This is a genomic window from Kitasatospora sp. NPDC034023, assembly GCF_055575795.1.
On the sequence record NZ_JBVIRY010000021.1, the window covers coordinates 114,808 to 130,931 of the forward strand.

Below are 16,124 nucleotides of genomic sequence, written 5' to 3' on the forward strand. Positions count from 1 at the left end.
CTACAGCTTCTCGACGGGCGCGTAGCGCAGCAGCAGCTGCTTGCGCCCCTGCGTGCCGAAGTCGACGGTGGCCTGCGCCCGGTCGCCCACGCCCGTCACGGCCACCACCGTGCCCAGCCCGAAGCTGTCGTGGGTGACCCGGTCGCCGACGGCCAGCGAGACGCCGTCGCGCTCCACCACCTTGCCGCCGCGCCGCGCGGACTGCCCCCAGCCCGCCTTCGGCGAGGCCGAGGCCGAGAACGACGACGAGGACGAGGACCCCGAGGACGAACGCGAACTGCCGCCCCCGGACGAGGACTTGCCCCAGGACGAGCCCGAGGAGTAGCCGCGCTGGGCCGGCGCCTGCACCGCCCCGGTGCGCTTCCACTCCACCAGCGTCTCCGGGATCTCCTCCAGGAACCGCGAGGCCGGGTTGTACGCCGGCTGCCCCCAGGCGCTGCGCAGCACCGAGCGGGTCAGGTACAGCCGCTCGCGCGCCCGGGTCAGCCCGACGTACGCGAGTCGGCGCTCCTCCTCCAGCTCCTTGACCTGGTTGAGCGCCCGCATGTGCGGGAAGATCCCGTCCTCCATGCCGGTCAGGAAGACCACCGGGAACTCCAGGCCCTTGGCGGTGTGCAGGGTCATCATCGTGATGACGCCGCGCCCCTCCTCGTCCTCGTCCGGGATCTGGTCGGAGTCGGCGACCAGCGCGACCCGCTCCAGGAAGTCGGCCAGCGAGCCGACCGGCGGCGCGCCGTCCTCCTCGGCGTCCGGCCGCTCGCCCGGGTCCTGCTCGTACTCGAGGGCGACGGAGGCGAGTTCCTGCAGGTTCTCCACCCGGGTCTCGTCCTGCGGGTCGGTGGAGGACTGGAGCTCGGCCAGGTAGCCGGTCTCCTCCAGGACGGCCTCCAGCACCGCCGCCGGACCCGCGCCCGACTCGACGACCTGGCGCAGCCCGGCCATCAGGGTGTTGAACTTCTTGACGGCGTTGGCCGAGCGCGCGGCCATCCCGTACGCCTCGTCCACCCGCGCCAGCGCCTGGGCGAAGGAGATCCGCTCCCGCGCGGCCAGCGCGTCGATCATCGCCTCGGCCCGGTCGCCGATGCCGCGCTTGGGCACGTTGAGGATCCGGCGCAGCGGCACGGTGTCCTCCGGGTTGGAGAGCACCCGCAGGTAGGCCAGGACGTCCCGGACCTCCTTGCGCTCGTAGAAGCGCACCCCGCCGACCACCTTGTACGGCAGGCCGACCCGGATGAACACCTCCTCGAAGACCCGGGACTGGGCGTTGGTCCGGTAGAAGATCGCGACGTCGCCGGGCTTGGCCTCGCCCTTGTCGGTGAGCCGGTCGATCTCGTCGGCGATGAACTGGGCCTCGCCGTGCTCGTCGTCCGCGACGTAGCCGATGACCTTCTCGCCGTGGTCGCCGGCCGTCCAGAGCTTCTTCTCGCGGCGGTTGGCGTTGCGCTCGATGACGGCGTTGGCGGCGCTCAGGATGGTCTGCGTGGAGCGGTAGTTCTGCTCCAGCAGGATCGTGGTCGCGTTCGGGTAGTCCTCCTCGAACTGGAGGATGTTGCGGATGGTCGCGCCGCGGAAGGCGTAGATCGACTGGTCCGCGTCACCGACGACGCACAGCTCGGCCGGCGGCACCTCGGCGAGGTGCGCGGCGGCCGGGTTCACGAAGTCCCCGTCCGCGGTGCGCTTCGGCGCGGCCGCGACGGATCCGCCGCTCAGCTCCCGGACCAGCATGTACTGGGCGTGGTTGGTGTCCTGGTACTCGTCGACCAGGATGTGCCGGAACCGGCGCCGGTAGTGCTCGGCGACGTCGGGGAAGGCCTGCAGCAGGTTCACCGTCGTCATGATGATGTCGTCGAAGTCCAGCGCGTTGGCCTCGCGCAGCCGCCGCTGGTACAGCGCGTACGCCTCGGCGAGCTTCTTCTCCATCGGGTTGGCGGCCTGGTCGGCGAAGGTCTCCTCGTCGATCAGCTCGTTCTTGAGGTTGCTGACCTTCGCCGTGAAGGACTTCGGCGGGAACTGCTTCGGGTCCAGGTCGAGGTCGCGGCAGACCAGCGACATCAGCCGCTGCGAGTCGGCCGAGTCGTAGATCGAGAAGCTGGAGGTGAACCCCAGCTGCTTGGACTCGCGGCGCAGGATCCGCACACAGGCGCTGTGGAAGGTGGACACCCACATCGCCCGGGCGCGCGGGCCGACCAGTGCCTCGACGCGCTCGCGCATCTCGCCGGCGGCCTTGTTGGTGAAGGTGATCGCCAGGATCTCCCCCGGCTGCACCCCGCGGGCGCCCAGCAGGTAGGCGATCCGGTGGGTCAGCACCCGGGTCTTGCCCGAACCGGCGCCGGCCACGATCAGCAGCGGCGACCCCGCGTGCAGCACGGCCTCGCGCTGCGGGTCGTTCATCCCCTCCAGCAGCTGCGCCGGGTCGATCACCGTACGGGCGGCGCCGTTGCGGTACCAGGCGTCCCGCTCCGCGTCAGCGGAGTGGTCGGTCCGGAACAGCCCGTCCGGGATCGCCTCCTCGTACGCGTCGTACGGAACGTCGTCCTCGTACGGCGGGGGCTCCTCGTCGATGGGCGCGTCGGGCTGCTTCGACCCGGCGGCAAGTGCCTCGAAACCGGGGAGCGGAAGGTCGTCAAAGAGGCTACTCATGGCACTCCGAGTCTATGGCCACCCACCGACAAGCCCGCCCGGCCCGGAGGAACCGGACCGGGCGGGCTCGACGCCGGGGGTGATCAGACCAGGCGGCGGGCGGTGGCCCAGCGGGTCAGCTCGTGGCGGTTGCTCAGCTGGAGCTTGCGCAGAACGGCGGAGACGTGGCTCTCGACGGTCTTCACCGAGATGAAGAGCTGCTTGGCGATCTCCTTGTAGGCGTAGCCGCGGGCGATCAGGCGCAGGACCTCGCGCTCGCGCTGGGTGAGGCGGTCCAGGTCCTCGTCGACCGGCGGGGTGTCGGTGGCGGCGAAGGCGTCCAGGACGAAGCCGGCCAGTCGGGGCGAGAACACGGCGTCGCCGTCGGCGATCCGGAAGATCGCGTTCACCAGGTCGGTGCCGGTGATGGTCTTGGTGACGTAGCCGCGCGCGCCGCCGCGGATGACCCCGATGACGTCCTCGGCGGCGTCCGACACCGACAGCGCCAGGAACTTCACCCCGCCCTGCTCGCCCATCACGCCGACCGAGCGGCGCAGCACCTCGACGCCGCCGCCGCCGGGCAGGTGGACGTCGAGCAGGACCACGTCGGGCCTGGTCTCGGCGACCACGCGGACCGCCGAGTCCACGTCGTCGGCCTCTCCGACCACGTCGATGCCGGTCACGTCGGTGCGGCCGATCTCGGCCCGGACCCCCGTCCGGAACATCCGGTGGTCGTCCACCAGGACGACCCGCGCGGTACGCCCGGAGCCTTCGGCCGCGGGGACCCCCATCGGCGCTGCCTCAGTCATTCGTTCTCTCCATCTCCAGCTCGACCTCGGTACCGCCGCCCGCCGCCGGCCGCACCCGAGCGGTGCCGCCGTTGCGCTTCATCCGGCCGATGATCGACTCCCGTACGCCCATCCGGTCCTCGGGCACCGTGTCGGGGTCGAAGCCAGGGCCGTGGTCGCGGACGAACACCGACACCGTCCTCCCCTCCACCTCGGCGTAGACCTGGACCGGTCCCCCGCCACCGTACTTGGCCGCGTTGACGGTCGCCTCCCTCGCGGCCTGCATCTGTGCCGCGATCCTCTCGTCCATCGGGCAGTCGCCGACGATGACCAGCTCGACCGGGACGCCGTGCCGGTCCTCGACCTCGGCGACGGCGGCGCGCAGGCTCTCCGCCATGGTGTCCGGGGCGGCCTCGGCGGCGGCCTCCGGGCGGTACAGCCACAGCCGCAGCTCGCGCTCCTGCGAGCGGGCCAGCCGCAGCACCTCCTTGGGGTCCTCGGCCCGGCGCTGGATCAGGGTCAGGGTGTGCAGCACGGAGTCGTGGATGTGCGCGGCGATCTCGGCCCGCTCCTGGGCGCGGATGCGGGCGGTGCGCTCGGCGCCGAGGTCCTGCCACAGCCGCAGGCCGTACGGGCCGAGCAGTACCAGCACCCCGGCGAGCACCGCGAGCGAGGCCTCGATGACCGAGCCGAGCGCGGAACCGCTGCCCTGCATGGCGAGCAGCGCGATGGTGCCGGCCACCGTGAGCAGCACGCCCGCGCCGACCCGGGTGTAGGCGCCGCGCCGCTTCTCGCCCTCCTCGATGCCGAACCAGCGCTGCCAGCGCGAGTCGTCGGCCTGCCGCCAGACCAGCGCGACGCCGACGCCGATCGCCAGCAGCGGCCAGGTGTACGGCTTGGCGGTCTGCCAGCCGAGCACGTTGAGCAGGGCGATCAGGCCGATCACGACCATGACCAGGGCGGCGAGCTGGGCGAGGCCGCCCTGTCCGCTCTTGCCGGTCGGCGCCGCGGCTTCGCCCTCCGCGAGCGGCGCCACCGGCTCGCCCTGCAGGGTGTGCTGGAGCAGTTGACGCAGCCGCCCGAGCCAGCCGCCGGCGGGGCCCTTGCTCAGCAGGCCGCTCTGCAGCCCGGGCGCGGCCGGCACGAACACGCCGTTGAGGTACACCCATTGGGCGCCGCCGCGCTGCGAGGGCTCGCCGATGCCGATCGGCACCACGAACCAGAACGCGGCGTACAGCAGCGCGCCGATCCCCTGCGCGAAGAACAGCAGGACGAAGGCGAGCCGCACCCAGCGCACCGGCAGCCCGAGGTGCACCGCCAGACCGTGCGCGACGCCGCCGAGCATGCGGCCCTGCGGGCTGCGGTAGAGCCGGCGGTACGGCGGCTTCCCGCCGTCGGACGCGTTGGACTCGGCGCCGGCCGACGGCACGGCGTCGGAGGCGATGGTTCGGGGGTCGGTACCGGGGGCTGCCACGCCACCGATGGTTCCACGCGCGGCCCCGCGGGCGCATCAGGGTGTGTCCCTAGCCCGTATCAGGGACAAGTCAGGGTACGGGCAGGGGCGCTCCCGGTTGGGCCGGACCCGTACCTGCCGGAAGGATGGTGTCCATGACCGAGGACCCCCGCATCGAGGAGGCCGGGCCCGCCGCCCCGCCGGAGCCGGAACGCCCGCCGCTGACCAGGGCCGAGCACCGCCGTGTGGTGGCAGGCGTCTGCGGCGGCCTCGGCCGGCACCTGGACATCGACCCGGTGGTCTTCCGGGTGGTCACCGTGGTGCTCTGCCTCTCCGGCGGGCTCGGGCTGTTCCTGTACGGCCTGGCCTGGCTGATCGTCCCGACCGACGACCCGTCCAAGGGCCGCGGCGGGCGCACCGAGCTCCAGCGGGTGCTCACCGGACGGGTGGACGGCCAGTCGGTCGGCGCGGTGCTGCTGACCGTGATCGGCACCGGGGTGTTCTTCTCCTCGATGGGCGACGGCGACCAGATGTTCCCGCTGCTCCTGCTCGCCGGCCTGGTCTTCCTGGCGGTGCGCTACGACCCGGACCGCCGCCGCGGCCGGGGGCGTGGCCGCCGGCACGGGGGTCCGTACGACCGCCACTTGCCCGGGTCCGAGTCCGAGGGCCACCTCTGGCCGCAGTCGGCGCCGGACGAGGCTGCCCGCGCCCGGCACGCCGCCGACCGGGCCGCCGGAACGGTCCCCGCCGACAGTCCCGCCCCGGGCGCGAGCGGGTACCTGTGGGACCCGCGCCACCCCGAGCGCAACCCGTACGGCGCCACCTCCGCGACCGCGACCCCGCCGTTCGGCACCCCGGTGCCGCCGGTCGGCGGCCCGGCCCAGCCCTGGTGGCAGCGCGCCGACCTGCCCGAGGGCGACCCGCTGCGCAAGGAGCACCCGAAGCGCCGCTCCGAGCCCGCCGTCGTACGGCACCCCCGGGAGCGCTCGGCGCTCGGCTTCTTCGGCTTCCTGCTGGCGATCGGCGCGGCCGCCGCGGTCTGGTCCGCCTCGTCGAACCACCACAACCCCACCGTGCTGAGCGCGACGGCGCTGGCCGCCGCGCTGCTGGTGGTCGGCCTGACCCTGCTGGTCGGCGCGAAGTTCGGCCGGGCCCGCAAGCTGGCGGCGACCGGCCTGCTGCTCACCCTGGCGCTGGCCTTCGTCGGCCACTCGCCGGACTCGATGAGGAACGCCGTCGGCGATCGCGACTGGACGGTCACCGCGGCGTCCGACCTTCACGACCGGTACAACCTGGGGGCGGGCAACCTCCGGCTGGACCTGTCCGGGCTCGCCCCGGCCGGCGGCACCCTCGCCACCAAGGTCGACCTCGGCGCCGGCGACATGACCGTCACCGTGCCGGCCGACGTGACGGTGAACGTGACCGCCCGGGTCGGCCTCGGCGACGTCACCGTCCCCGGCGACCGCAGCAACAGCACCGGACGGCACAGCTATCTGATCGACCCGGCCGACGGCCAGGCCTCCAAGGGCACGCTCAACCTCGAACTCGGCATCGGGCTCGGCAACATCAAGGTGGTCCAGCAGTGAGGAAGCACCGGCTCGACCTGTTCTCGCTGATCGCGGGCGCACTGTTCACCGTGCTCGCCGTGCTCTACCTGGTCGCCGCGCTCAACGACCAGTCGGTGAACGGGCGGATCGTCATCCCGGTCACCTTCATCGTGCTCGGCGTCGGCGGCCTGGCCGGCGCGGTCGCGGCGGTGGCCCGGCGCGGCCGCCCCGGCCGCGAGGAGTAATCCGCCCCGAGTCGCCGCCCCCGGACTCCCGCTCCCGAGCGAGCCCCCGGCCCTGGGCCTCAGCTCTGCTGCGGGCCCAGGGTCAGCTTGTCCCCGTCCTTGGTGACGGTGTACTTCGGCAGCGGCTTGACCGCCGGCCCGTTCACCACCGCGCCGGTCGCGGCGTCGAACCGGGAGCCGTGGCAGGGGCAGTAGAGCCGGCCGTTCTTCGGGGCGTCCACGGCGCAGCCGGAGTGGGTGCACACCGAGGAGAGGCCGCAGTACTGGCCCGCCGTGGGCTGCACGATGTAGACGGCGTCCCCGGTGGCCGGGTCCTTGACCTGGGCCGAGCCGCCGACCGGCACGCTCGCGGCGGACACCGTGGGGGCGGGCCCCGGGGCGGCGGAGACCGGGGCCGCCGACTGCTTGGGCGCGGCGCCCTTGTCCCGGCCGAAGGTGCGGGTCAGCGAGCCGGTGAGCAGCCCGGCCCCGCCGATCGCGACGGCCGCGATCCCGCCGTCCACCAGTGCCCGGCGCCTGGCGTGGTCCTCGCCCAGCCCCCGCGCGCGGTCCCGGCCGGCCCGGCGGGCGAGGTAGCCGTCCACCGACAGGTACGGGGTGCCGGCCAGCACCAGCGGGGTCCAGGCCATCAGGTAGGCGAGGTCGTTGCCGAGGTAGTACGGCGAGACGCTCCAGCTGACGGTCAGCCAGAGGCTGAGGTTGAGGAGCGCGCCGCCGAGCGCGGCGGCCCGGCCCCAGAGGCCGAACAGGGTGCCGAGGCCGACCGCCAGCTCGCCGAAGGCGATGGCGAGCGCGAACAGGGTCGGGTGGTCGAGGGCGGGGCCGAGCAGGAACAAGATCGGGCTGCCGCCGGCCTTGGCCGCCTGGGTCTGGGAGACGAAGGAGGCCGGGTCGCCCGCCCCGGCCAGGTAGTGCGCGTCGGAGAGCTTGTCGAGGGCGGCGTACCCGAAGGTGACGCCGAGGAAGAGCCGCAGCGGGAGCAGTGCGTACCTGGACCCGAGGGCCCGCCGCTGCGCCGCCCGGTCGGCCCGGTCGGCCGCTCCCCCGCCGGCCGGCACCGAGTTGCTGGCCTCCGACATCCCGCACACCTTCCCTCTCGGCCTGTCACTCCCTGACAGGTCCGGTCCGCATTCTGCCCGCTCCTGACCGCTTTCGGTGGGAGGTCCCACCCGGGGAACGGCGCCCGCACCGCGAACGGCCGCGCCGCCGTTCCCTTCCATACGGGAACGACGGCGCGACCGTTCAGGCTCCGGTCGTCGGTCTAACGGCCGGCGGGAGTGGTCACTCCCACTCGATGGTGCCCGGCGGCTTGCTGGTGACGTCGACGACGACGCGGTTCACGTCGCGGACCTCGTTGGTGATCCGGGTGGAGATCCGGGCCAGCACGTCGTACGGCAGGCGCGACCAGTCCGCGGTCATGGCGTCCTCGGACGAGACCGGACGCAGCACGATCGGGTGGCCGTAGGTGCGGCCGTCGCCCTGCACGCCCACGCTGCGCACGTCGGCGAGCAGCACGACCGGGCACTGCCAGATCTCGCGGTCCAGACCGGCCGCGGTCAGCTCCTCGCGGGCGATCGCATCGGCGTCGCGGAGCAGGTCCAGGCGCTCCTCGGTGACCTCGCCGACGATCCGGATGCCCAGGCCCGGGCCCGGGAACGGCTGACGCTGGACGATCTCCTCCGGCAGGCCCAGCTCCTGGCCGACCATCCGGACCTCGTCCTTGAACAGCTTGCGCAGCGGCTCGACCAGCTGGAACTGCAGGTCCTCGGGCAGGCCGCCGACGTTGTGGTGGGACTTGATGTTGGCGGTGCCGGTGCCGCCGCCGGACTCCACGACGTCCGGGTACAGGGTGCCCTGGACCAGGAAGTCGACCGACTCGCCCTGCTCGCCGGCCTCGGCGATGATCTCGGCCTGGGCCTGCTCGAAGACCCGGATGAACTCCCGGCCGATGATCTTGCGCTTCTCCTCGGGGTCGGTGACCCCCTTCAGCGCGCTCAGGAAGCGCTCGGCGGCGTCGACGACCTTCAGCTGCACGCCGGTGGCGGCCACGAAGTCCTTCTCGACCTGCTCGGTCTCGCCCTTGCGCATCAGGCCGTGGTCGACGTAGACGCAGGTCAGCCGGTCGCCGATGGCCTTGTTGACCAGGGCGGCCGCGACCGCGGAGTCCACGCCGCCGGACAGGCCGCAGATCGCGCGCTTGGTGCCGACCTGCTCGCGGATCAGGGCGATCTGCTCCTCGACCACGCTGCCGGTGGTCCAGGTCGGAGCGATGCCGGCGCCGCGGTAGAGGAAGTGCTCCAGGATCTGCTGACCGTGGTCGGAGTGCAGCACCTCGGGGTGGTACTGGACGCCGTACAGGCGGGCCGCGTCGTTCTCGAAGGCCGCGACCGGGACCACGTCGGTGGAGGCGGAGACGATGAAGCCCTCCGGCGCGGCCGAGCAGGCGTCGCCGTGCGACATCCACACCGAGTGCTGCGCGGGGACACCCTCGAACAGGGTCGAGCCGGAGCGGGAGACGGTCAGCGGGGTGCGGCCGTACTCGCGGGCACCGGTGTTGTCGACAGTGCCGCCGAGGGTCACGGCCATCAGCTGGAAGCCGTAGCACATGCCGAAGACCGGGACACCGGCCTCGAAGATCGCGCGGTCGATCTGCGGCGCGCCCTCTTCGTAGACCGACGACGGGCCGCCGGAGAGGATGATCGCCTTGGGGTTCTTGGCGAGCATCTCGGCGACCGGCATGCTGCTCGGCACGATCTCGCTGTAGACCCGCGCCTCACGCACCCGACGGGCGATGAGCTGGGCGTACTGGGCACCGAAGTCGACCACCAGGACGGTGTCGTTGTCCGGCGCGGACTGGACGGGAATTGCAGAGGACACAGACGGCCTTCCGGCAGCGGTATCGAGGTGTCACGCGGAGCCGCCTCCCCCTGCGGGGCTGCGGTGGCGACGGGCGTGGGGTGTCTGGCTCCGATTCTACCGGGCTGTCCGGTTTCACTCGTCTGCCCATCCAAAGGACCGTGACCGGACGGGGCCGCGATTCGTTGCTTCAGACGACCGCACGGCCGCGCCGCGTCCGCCAGACGCGCCGACCGACCCCCGCGGGGGCATCGCCGTACGGCTGCAGGACCACGCGTGGAGCTTCACCCCAGTCCACCGGCGCATGTGGCGCCGCCGCCCGGCTCCGCCGGGAGCGCGGCTCCGTGGGACCGTGCGCGGGTGCCGCGGTCGGCGAGCAGGGGACAGCGAACCCGGCCGCGACTGGGCCGAGAGGTGGGACGGCCGGAGTCCGGGGACGCCCGGGACCGGCCGTCGCACCCCCGGCCCGATCCGGGGCACACCCGGCGCACGCCCCCGGCCGTCCCGCGCCGCTACGCGCGTCCCCGTGCGCCGCACCCTCCCGACCACTACGCACCGTGATCATCGGCGGTCGCCCTGACAGCAAATGGACAGGGTCGAACTGTGCCGAATCGGTTGCAGAGCGAGCCCCTCGTCCAGCACGATGCTCGTTGTAAGCGGTTCTCCCGGCGACCTGACGGCTCACCGAGAGGGCCCGCCGACGACGTTCCGCAGCCGCCGCCCAGCCAGGCGACAGCGGTTTTCACTTCACGCTCCGTGAGCGAGGGACCGGCGCAGACCTGCGCGCCGCCTGCCGCTCCACGAGCGCGCGCCCCAGACCGCCGGCCACCCACGCCGGAGCCGCGAGGGCGCGACCCCAGGCCAACCGACACGACGGCGCTCCTCCCCCGGCGCCGTCACCCCAGCACCGGCGCGGCCCTGACGCCGAGTGCTGAACGACAAAGGGCCCCGCTCCCCCGCGGGGCCCTTTGCCCGTTCCGGACGCCTCCGCCCCCCGGTCCGGCCGCCCTGTGCCGTCCGGACCCTTCGGACCTCAGGGGTGCTCGCGCCAGACGCTCGGGTCCACCGACTCCTCGCCCCGGGCCTGCGGCGCGTCGGCGGGGACCGGAGTCCCGGCCGCGGGGGTGGGCGGCGCCTCGTGCGAGCCCAGCACCTCGCTCACCCCGGCCCCGGGGGCGGTCGGCCCGTCCTGCGGCACGGCGGCCTGCGCGGGGACACCGTGCGGCGGACCGCTCTGCACGGGAGCTCCCTGCGCCGGACCGCCCTGCGCGGGGACGCCGTGCGGCGGCGTCGGCCCGTACGGCACCTCCGGCGGCACGGGCGCGGGCGCGTACGGATACGGATGCGGATGCGGAGCAGTGCCCGGCGCGCCCCCGCCGCGGACCGCCGCCAGCAGTGGCGGCACCAGCAGCGCGCCGGCCACCGCCCAGGCCGCGTTGGCCGCCAGGACGGTGAGGAAGGTCAGCCCGACCGAGTTCTCCTGGGACACCGCCGTGTCGGTGGCCCGGCTCCAGCCCGCCACGGACGAGGTCCGGGTCATCATCGCCCCGGCCACCGCCATCAGCGCGGTGAGCGCCGTGGCGTGCACCGCCGCCAGGCGCAGCCGGTCGGCCGCGTCCAGCTGTCGCCGGTACGCCGTCCAGCCGAGCAGGCCCGCAGCGGCGAGCGCCAGCAGGCCGGCCCAGCGCCAGTCGGCGGTCACCTGGTCGCGCAGGTCGAAGAAGGAGAGGTCCAGGTCCTCGCTGCGGTCGCCCCAGGACGTCTTGCCGCCGGTCATGCCGCTGTGCGCCTGGAAGGTCGCGCCCGAGCCGAAGCCGAGCAGGGTGAGGCCGAGGTTGGGCAGGAAGGCCAGCGACAGCCCGGTCTGCCCGCCGCTCGTGCTGTTCGCCGCGACCAGGACGAAGGCCGCCGTCGCGGACAGGGCCACCGACAGCGCCATCGCCTGGCCGGCGGTCAGCGCGGCCACCGCCCAGCCCCGCACCGACCGGCTGCGCCAGGCGGCCCAGCGCAGCGCGTCGGTGCCGTAGACGGTGAAGGCCAGCAGTCCGGCCAGCACCACGGTCCAGCCGACCGCCTCCGGCCAGCCGGCGCCCGCGGTGATCACCGGCCGGGCCAGGTCCTGGCCGCTGGTACCGGTGTAGTCCGGGATGTCGTAGGTGTCCTGCGGCTGCCAGGTCGTACCGCCGACCGCCCAGAGCACCGTCGTCACCCCGGCGAGGACCAGGGCGGTGCGCAGCGCCTCACCGGCGGCCTGGACCCGGGTCAGCTGGCCCTCCACCGCCTTGCGCCGCCGCAGCCCGGCCCGCAGGCCGAACCAGAGCGCCAGGCACCACAGGGCGGTGACGGTCATCGGCGCCACCCGGAAGACGATGTCCATCCGTTCGGCGTGGCCCCGGCTCAGCGGGCTCTGGTACCCGAGCTTGAACGGCGCGCCGAGCGCGTTCAGCGCCATCGACAGTGTCGCGCCGAAGCGGTCGCCGAAGTCGGGCGACCGGAACCGGTACTCGTACTGGTAGTCGCCCGGGATGGCCGCGATCAGCGCGGCCATCAGCAGCACGACGGTCGGCGCGACGGCCGCCCTGAACGCCGGGCGCCAGTCGGGCCCGGTCAGCAGACGGCGGACGGGCGGCGGCTGGGTGTACGGCGTCCCGGCGCCCCACGTGCCCACCGCGGGCGGGGCAGGCGGGGCAGGCAGAGGCGGGGCCACCGCAGGCGGGGCCGGCAGGGGCGGGGCCGCGGCGGGCGGGGGCGGGGGCGGAGGCGCGAGCGGCCGCCCGCACGAGCCGCACGCCGACGCCCCCTCCACCGAAGTCGCGCCGCACGATGCGCAGTTGGCCATGGACCGGTTCCCCCCGCTCGACGAGTCCCTGGGTTGCCCCAAGGAGCCCGTTTATCCCATCGGACCCGAACGGATGTCAACCGGGAACAGGGGCAGGCGGATTGGGGGGTCGGACCGGCTTCAGCCGCGCTTCTCGGGAACCTCCGGGACGGGCAGCAGCGGCAGTCGCAGCGCGCCGAACGCGCTCTCCGGCACGGCCGGCCGCACCGGCGCCACCGGGGTGACCCGCCGGTACGCCTGGTCCTGCGCCGGGCGCCGGTCCGCCTCGCCCTTGTTCGGCCACATCGACAGGGCGCGCTCGGCCTGCGCGGTGATGGTGAGCGAGGGGTTGACGCCGAGGTTGGCGGAGACGGCCGCGCCGTCCACCACGCTGATCCCCGGGTATCCGTACAGCCGGTGGTACGGGTCGACCACGCCGGTCTCGGGGGCGTCGCCGATCGGGCAGCCGCCGAGGAAGTGCGCGGTCATCGGGATGTCGAAGATCTCGCCGACGGTGCTGCCCGCGAAGCCGTTGATCTCGTCGGCCAGCGCCTGGGCGCCCTTTTCGGCGGCGGGGATCCAGGTCGGGTTGGGCTCGCCGTGGCCCTGGCCGGAGGTGAGCCGGGGCTTGCCGAGCGGGCCCTTCTTCAGCGAGACGGTGATCGAGTTGTCCAGCGACTGCATCACCAGGCCGATGATCGTCTTCTCGGACCAGCCGCGCTGGTTCATCGAGCGGGCGAAGGTCACCGGGTGGCGCACCGAGTTGCCCAGGTAGCGCAGCCAGCGCGGGACCGCTCCGCCACCCTTGACCTGGGCGATCGACAGCGCGCCCATCGCGTTGGAGCCCTTGCCGTAGCGGACCGGCTCGATGTGGGTGTTGGCGTCCGGGTGGATCGAGGAGGTGATCGCGACGCCCTTGGTGAAGTCCGCCTTGGTGCCGTAGCGCCGGTCGGTGGTCTGCGCGCCCACCAGGGCCTCGGAGTTGGTGCGGGTCAGCTCGCCGAGCCGGGCGGAGATCCGGGGCAGGTGCCCGGCGTCGCGCATCCGGTGCAGCAGCGACTGGGTGCCGTAGGTGCCGGCCGCGACGACCACCCGGGCGGCGGTGATGGTCCGCGCGCCCGCCTTCACCCGGTCCGTCTTCGAGCGCGAGTCGGTGCGGCGCACGTCCACGGCGAAACCGTGGTTCCCGTCGGCACCGGGGAGCTCGCGGATCCGGGCCACCGTGGTGAGCGGGTGGATCTCCGCGCCGCCCCGCTCCGCCAGGTAGAGGTAGTTCTCGGTGAGCATGTTCTTGGCGCCGTGCCGGCAGCCGGTCATGCACTCGCCGCACTCCACGCAGGCCTTGCGGGCCGGGCCGGCGCCGCCGAAGTACGGGTCGGCGACCTCGTCGCCGGGCGCCGCCTTGGCCGTGCCGTCGGTGTCCTTGCCGTCGCCGAAGAACACCCCGACCGGTGCCATGTGGAAGGTGTCGCCGACGCCCATCCGCTCGGCGGCCGCCTTGAGGTGGACGTCGGAGGGGGTGACGGTCGGGTTGAGCCGGACCCCGAGCATCCGCTGCGCCTGGTCGTAGAACGGCGCCAACTCCTCCTGCCAGTCGGTGATGTGGCGCCACTGGCGGTCCTCGAAGAAGGCCTTCGGCGGCACGTACAGGGTGTTGGCGTAGTTCAGCGAGCCGCCGCCGACCCCGGCGCCGGCCAGGATCAGCACGTTGGCGAGCAGGTGGATCCGCTGGATGCCGTACAGCCCGAGCTGCGGAGCCCACAGGTAGTTCGGCAGGTCCCAGGAGTTCCTGGGCAGTTCGTCCCGGTCGAAGCGCCGTCCGGCCTCCAGGACGGCGACCCGGTAGCCCTTCTCGGTCAGCCGCAGCGCCGCGACCGATCCGCCGAAGCCGGATCCGACCACGACCACGTCGTAGTCGAACTCCGTCGCACCGCCGGACTCCACCATCTGCCACCGCTCCTTCGCCGGGATGAACATGCCTGTGGGAACCGCGAGTCGGGCCCCGCACGACCGCGGGGCCCGGCTGTCGCGGGGGCCTACCTGAAGCGCAGCGCCTTGAGCGCGCGCAGCCCGCCGGTCATCACGGCGGCGAACTGCTTGTCGTCCAGGCCGAACGAGGGCGCGATCGGCATCAACCGCTGGGTCGCGATGGTCTGCGCCTCGGTGAAGCGCAGGATGCCCTCGGCGCCGTGCCGGCGGCCCAGCCCGGAGTCGCCCATGCCGCCCATCGGGGAGGCGACCGAGCCGTACGCGGCCGCGTAGGCCTCGTTGACGTTGACCGTCCCGGTGCGCAGCCGGGCCGCGACCGTCCGGCCGCGCCGCCGGTCCCTGGTCCAGACGCTGGAGTTCAGGCCGTACGGCGTGGAGTTGGCGGCGGCCACCGCCTCGTCCTCGGTGTCGAAGCGGTAGACGGAGACGACCGGGCCGAAGGTCTCCTCGGCACAGACCGCCAGGTCCGGGGTGACGCCGTCGAGGATGGTCGGCTCGAAGAAGAACGGGCCGAGGTCCGGCCGGGCGCGGCCGCCGGCCACCACGGTGACGCCCGCCTTGACCGCCTCCTCCACGTGCCGGGTGGTGGTCTCCAGCTGGCGGACGGAGACCAGCGAGCCCATGTCCGCGCCGTACGCGAGGCCGCCGCCGAGGCGCAGCGCCCGGGTGCGGGCGGCGAAGCGCTCCAGGAACTCGTCGGCCACCGAGCGGTGCACCAGCAGCCGCTCGATCGAGATGCACAGCTGCCCGGCGGAGGAGAAGCAGGCCCGTACGGCGCCCGCGGCGGCGGCGTCGAGGTCGGCGTCGGAGAGCACCAGCATGGCGTTCTTGCCGCCGAGTTCGAGCGAGGCGCCGACCAGCCGGGCGGCGGCGCGCTGGGCCACGTCGCGGCCGGTGCGGGTGGAGCCGGTGAAGGAGACGTAGTCGGCGTGCTCCACCACGGCGGGGCCGATCACCGGCCCGTCGCCGATCACGACCTGCCACAGGTCGCCCGGCAGCCCGGCCTCGACCAGCAGCTCGCGGGCCCACAGCGCGGTCAGCGCGGTCTGCGTGTCGGGCTTGTTGACCACGGCGTTGCCGGCCACGAAGGCGGGCAGGGCGTCGCCGATGGACAGCTCCAGCGGGTAGTTCCAGGGCGAGATGTGGCCGATCACGCCCTTGGGGCGGCGGGCCTCGACCGCGTGGGTGAGCACCGGCAGCGCGCCACCGTGCCGCTTGTCCTTGAGGTACGTGTGCGCGGCGCGCCCGTAGTGCCGGGCGGCCATGGCGACGGCCAGCACCTCCTCGAAGGCGTGCAGTCGGGCCTTGCCGGTCTCCGCCTGGATCAGGTCCAGCACCTCGTCCTGCCGCTTGAGCAGCAGGTCGTGGAAGCGCAGCAGGACGGCGGCGCGGCGACGCACCGGCAGCGCGGCCCAGGCCGACTGGGCGCGGCGGGCCAGCTGGAAGGCGACCTCGACGTCGGCCGGGGTGGACTGAGGCAGGCCGGCCAGCCGCTCGCCGGTCAGCGGGGCGACGGTGTCCACCAGGTCGGGCTCGCCGGCGGCGGTGACGCCGGCGGCCAGCCGGTCGACCAGGGAGCGCGGGACGGCCGCTGCGACGGTCCGGCCGCCGCCGGGGGCCGCCGGGTTGCCGGCGCCGGGGTGTTCGGTGGCCACTGCATCTGCTGTGAGGTCCGACATACGGCGCAGCCTAGGCCTTCGGGGGCCGGTCCGGTACCCGTCGGTAACAAGAATCTGCCGCAGTCGGGCGAAAGCGGACGCTCCGGCCGTCGAAGCGTTCCGGCCGTCGAAGCGTTCCGACGTGGGCGCC

The 16,124-nt window shown here is 73.7% G+C and carries 10 protein-coding genes and 1 pseudogene; 2 read left to right on the top strand and 9 right to left on the bottom strand.

Annotated elements, in window-relative coordinates; genetic code table 11:
• The 3 genes from pcrA to ACZ52R_RS26310 all read right to left on the bottom strand — a co-directional run bounded on the left by pcrA (position 1) and on the right by ACZ52R_RS26310 (position 4,752).
• On the bottom strand, positions 1-2,640 hold the full coding sequence (gene pcrA, locus ACZ52R_RS26300) for a DNA helicase PcrA (RefSeq protein WP_465754261.1): 2,640 nt from the start codon (positions 2,638-2,640) through the stop codon (positions 1-3).
• A gap of 83 nt (positions 2,641-2,723) precedes the next feature.
• Positions 2,724-3,428 (bottom strand): LuxR C-terminal-related transcriptional regulator, encoded by a 705-nt coding sequence (locus ACZ52R_RS26305; protein ID WP_465616234.1) that lies wholly within the window; start codon positions 3,426-3,428, stop codon positions 2,724-2,726.
• Positions 3,421-4,752, bottom strand: coding sequence for an ATP-binding protein (locus tag ACZ52R_RS26310; RefSeq protein WP_465616373.1), 1,332 nt, complete (start codon positions 4,750-4,752; stop codon positions 3,421-3,423). Before ACZ52R_RS26310 ends, ACZ52R_RS26305 begins: the two co-directional genes overlap by 8 nt.
• Positions 4,753-5,015: 263 nt before the next feature.
• Here ACZ52R_RS26310 and ACZ52R_RS26315 point away from each other — a divergent pair, with 263 nt between their 5' ends.
• Together ACZ52R_RS26315 and ACZ52R_RS26320 are read left to right on the top strand one after the other, a co-directional pair.
• On the top strand, positions 5,016-6,446 hold the full coding sequence (locus ACZ52R_RS26315; protein ID WP_465616232.1) for a PspC domain-containing protein: 1,431 nt from the start codon (positions 5,016-5,018) through the stop codon (positions 6,444-6,446).
• Positions 6,443-6,652, top strand: a complete 210-nt coding sequence (locus ACZ52R_RS26320; RefSeq protein WP_360495131.1) for a hypothetical protein — start codon at positions 6,443-6,445, stop codon at positions 6,650-6,652. The genes ACZ52R_RS26315 and ACZ52R_RS26320 overlap by 4 nt, the downstream gene beginning before the upstream one ends.
• A gap of 59 nt (positions 6,653-6,711) precedes the next feature.
• Here ACZ52R_RS26320 and ACZ52R_RS26325 read toward each other — a convergent pair whose 3' ends face one another.
• The 6 genes and pseudogenes from ACZ52R_RS26325 to ACZ52R_RS26350 form a co-directional block, all read right to left on the bottom strand.
• A complete protein-coding gene (locus tag ACZ52R_RS26325; RefSeq protein WP_396288793.1) occupies positions 6,712-7,155 on the bottom strand; it encodes a ubiquinol-cytochrome c reductase iron-sulfur subunit in 444 nt (147 codons plus the stop codon).
• A 48-nt stretch (positions 7,156-7,203) separates the two neighbouring features.
• Positions 7,204-7,731 (bottom strand): annotated as a pseudogene (locus ACZ52R_RS26330) (DoxX family membrane protein); the annotation flags it as partial.
• 202 nt (positions 7,732-7,933) lie between these two features.
• Positions 7,934-9,529, bottom strand: a complete 1,596-nt coding sequence (gene guaA, locus ACZ52R_RS26335; protein WP_360495125.1) for a glutamine-hydrolyzing GMP synthase — start codon at positions 9,527-9,529, stop codon at positions 7,934-7,936.
• A 1,012-nt stretch (positions 9,530-10,541) separates the two neighbouring features.
• Complete coding sequence (locus ACZ52R_RS26340; protein WP_465754262.1) at positions 10,542-12,176, bottom strand: hypothetical protein; 1,635 nt, start codon at positions 12,174-12,176, stop codon at positions 10,542-10,544.
• Between the two features lie 291 nt (positions 12,177-12,467).
• On the bottom strand, positions 12,468-14,273 hold the full coding sequence (locus ACZ52R_RS26345; RefSeq protein WP_465754263.1) for a GMC oxidoreductase: 1,806 nt from the start codon (positions 14,271-14,273) through the stop codon (positions 12,468-12,470).
• A gap of 89 nt (positions 14,274-14,362) precedes the next feature.
• The gene (locus ACZ52R_RS26350) at positions 14,363-15,994 is read right to left on the bottom strand and encodes a succinic semialdehyde dehydrogenase (protein ID WP_465616223.1); all 1,632 of its coding nucleotides are present in this window, start codon (positions 15,992-15,994) and stop codon (positions 14,363-14,365) included.
• Positions 15,995-16,124 lie beyond the last annotated feature (130 nt).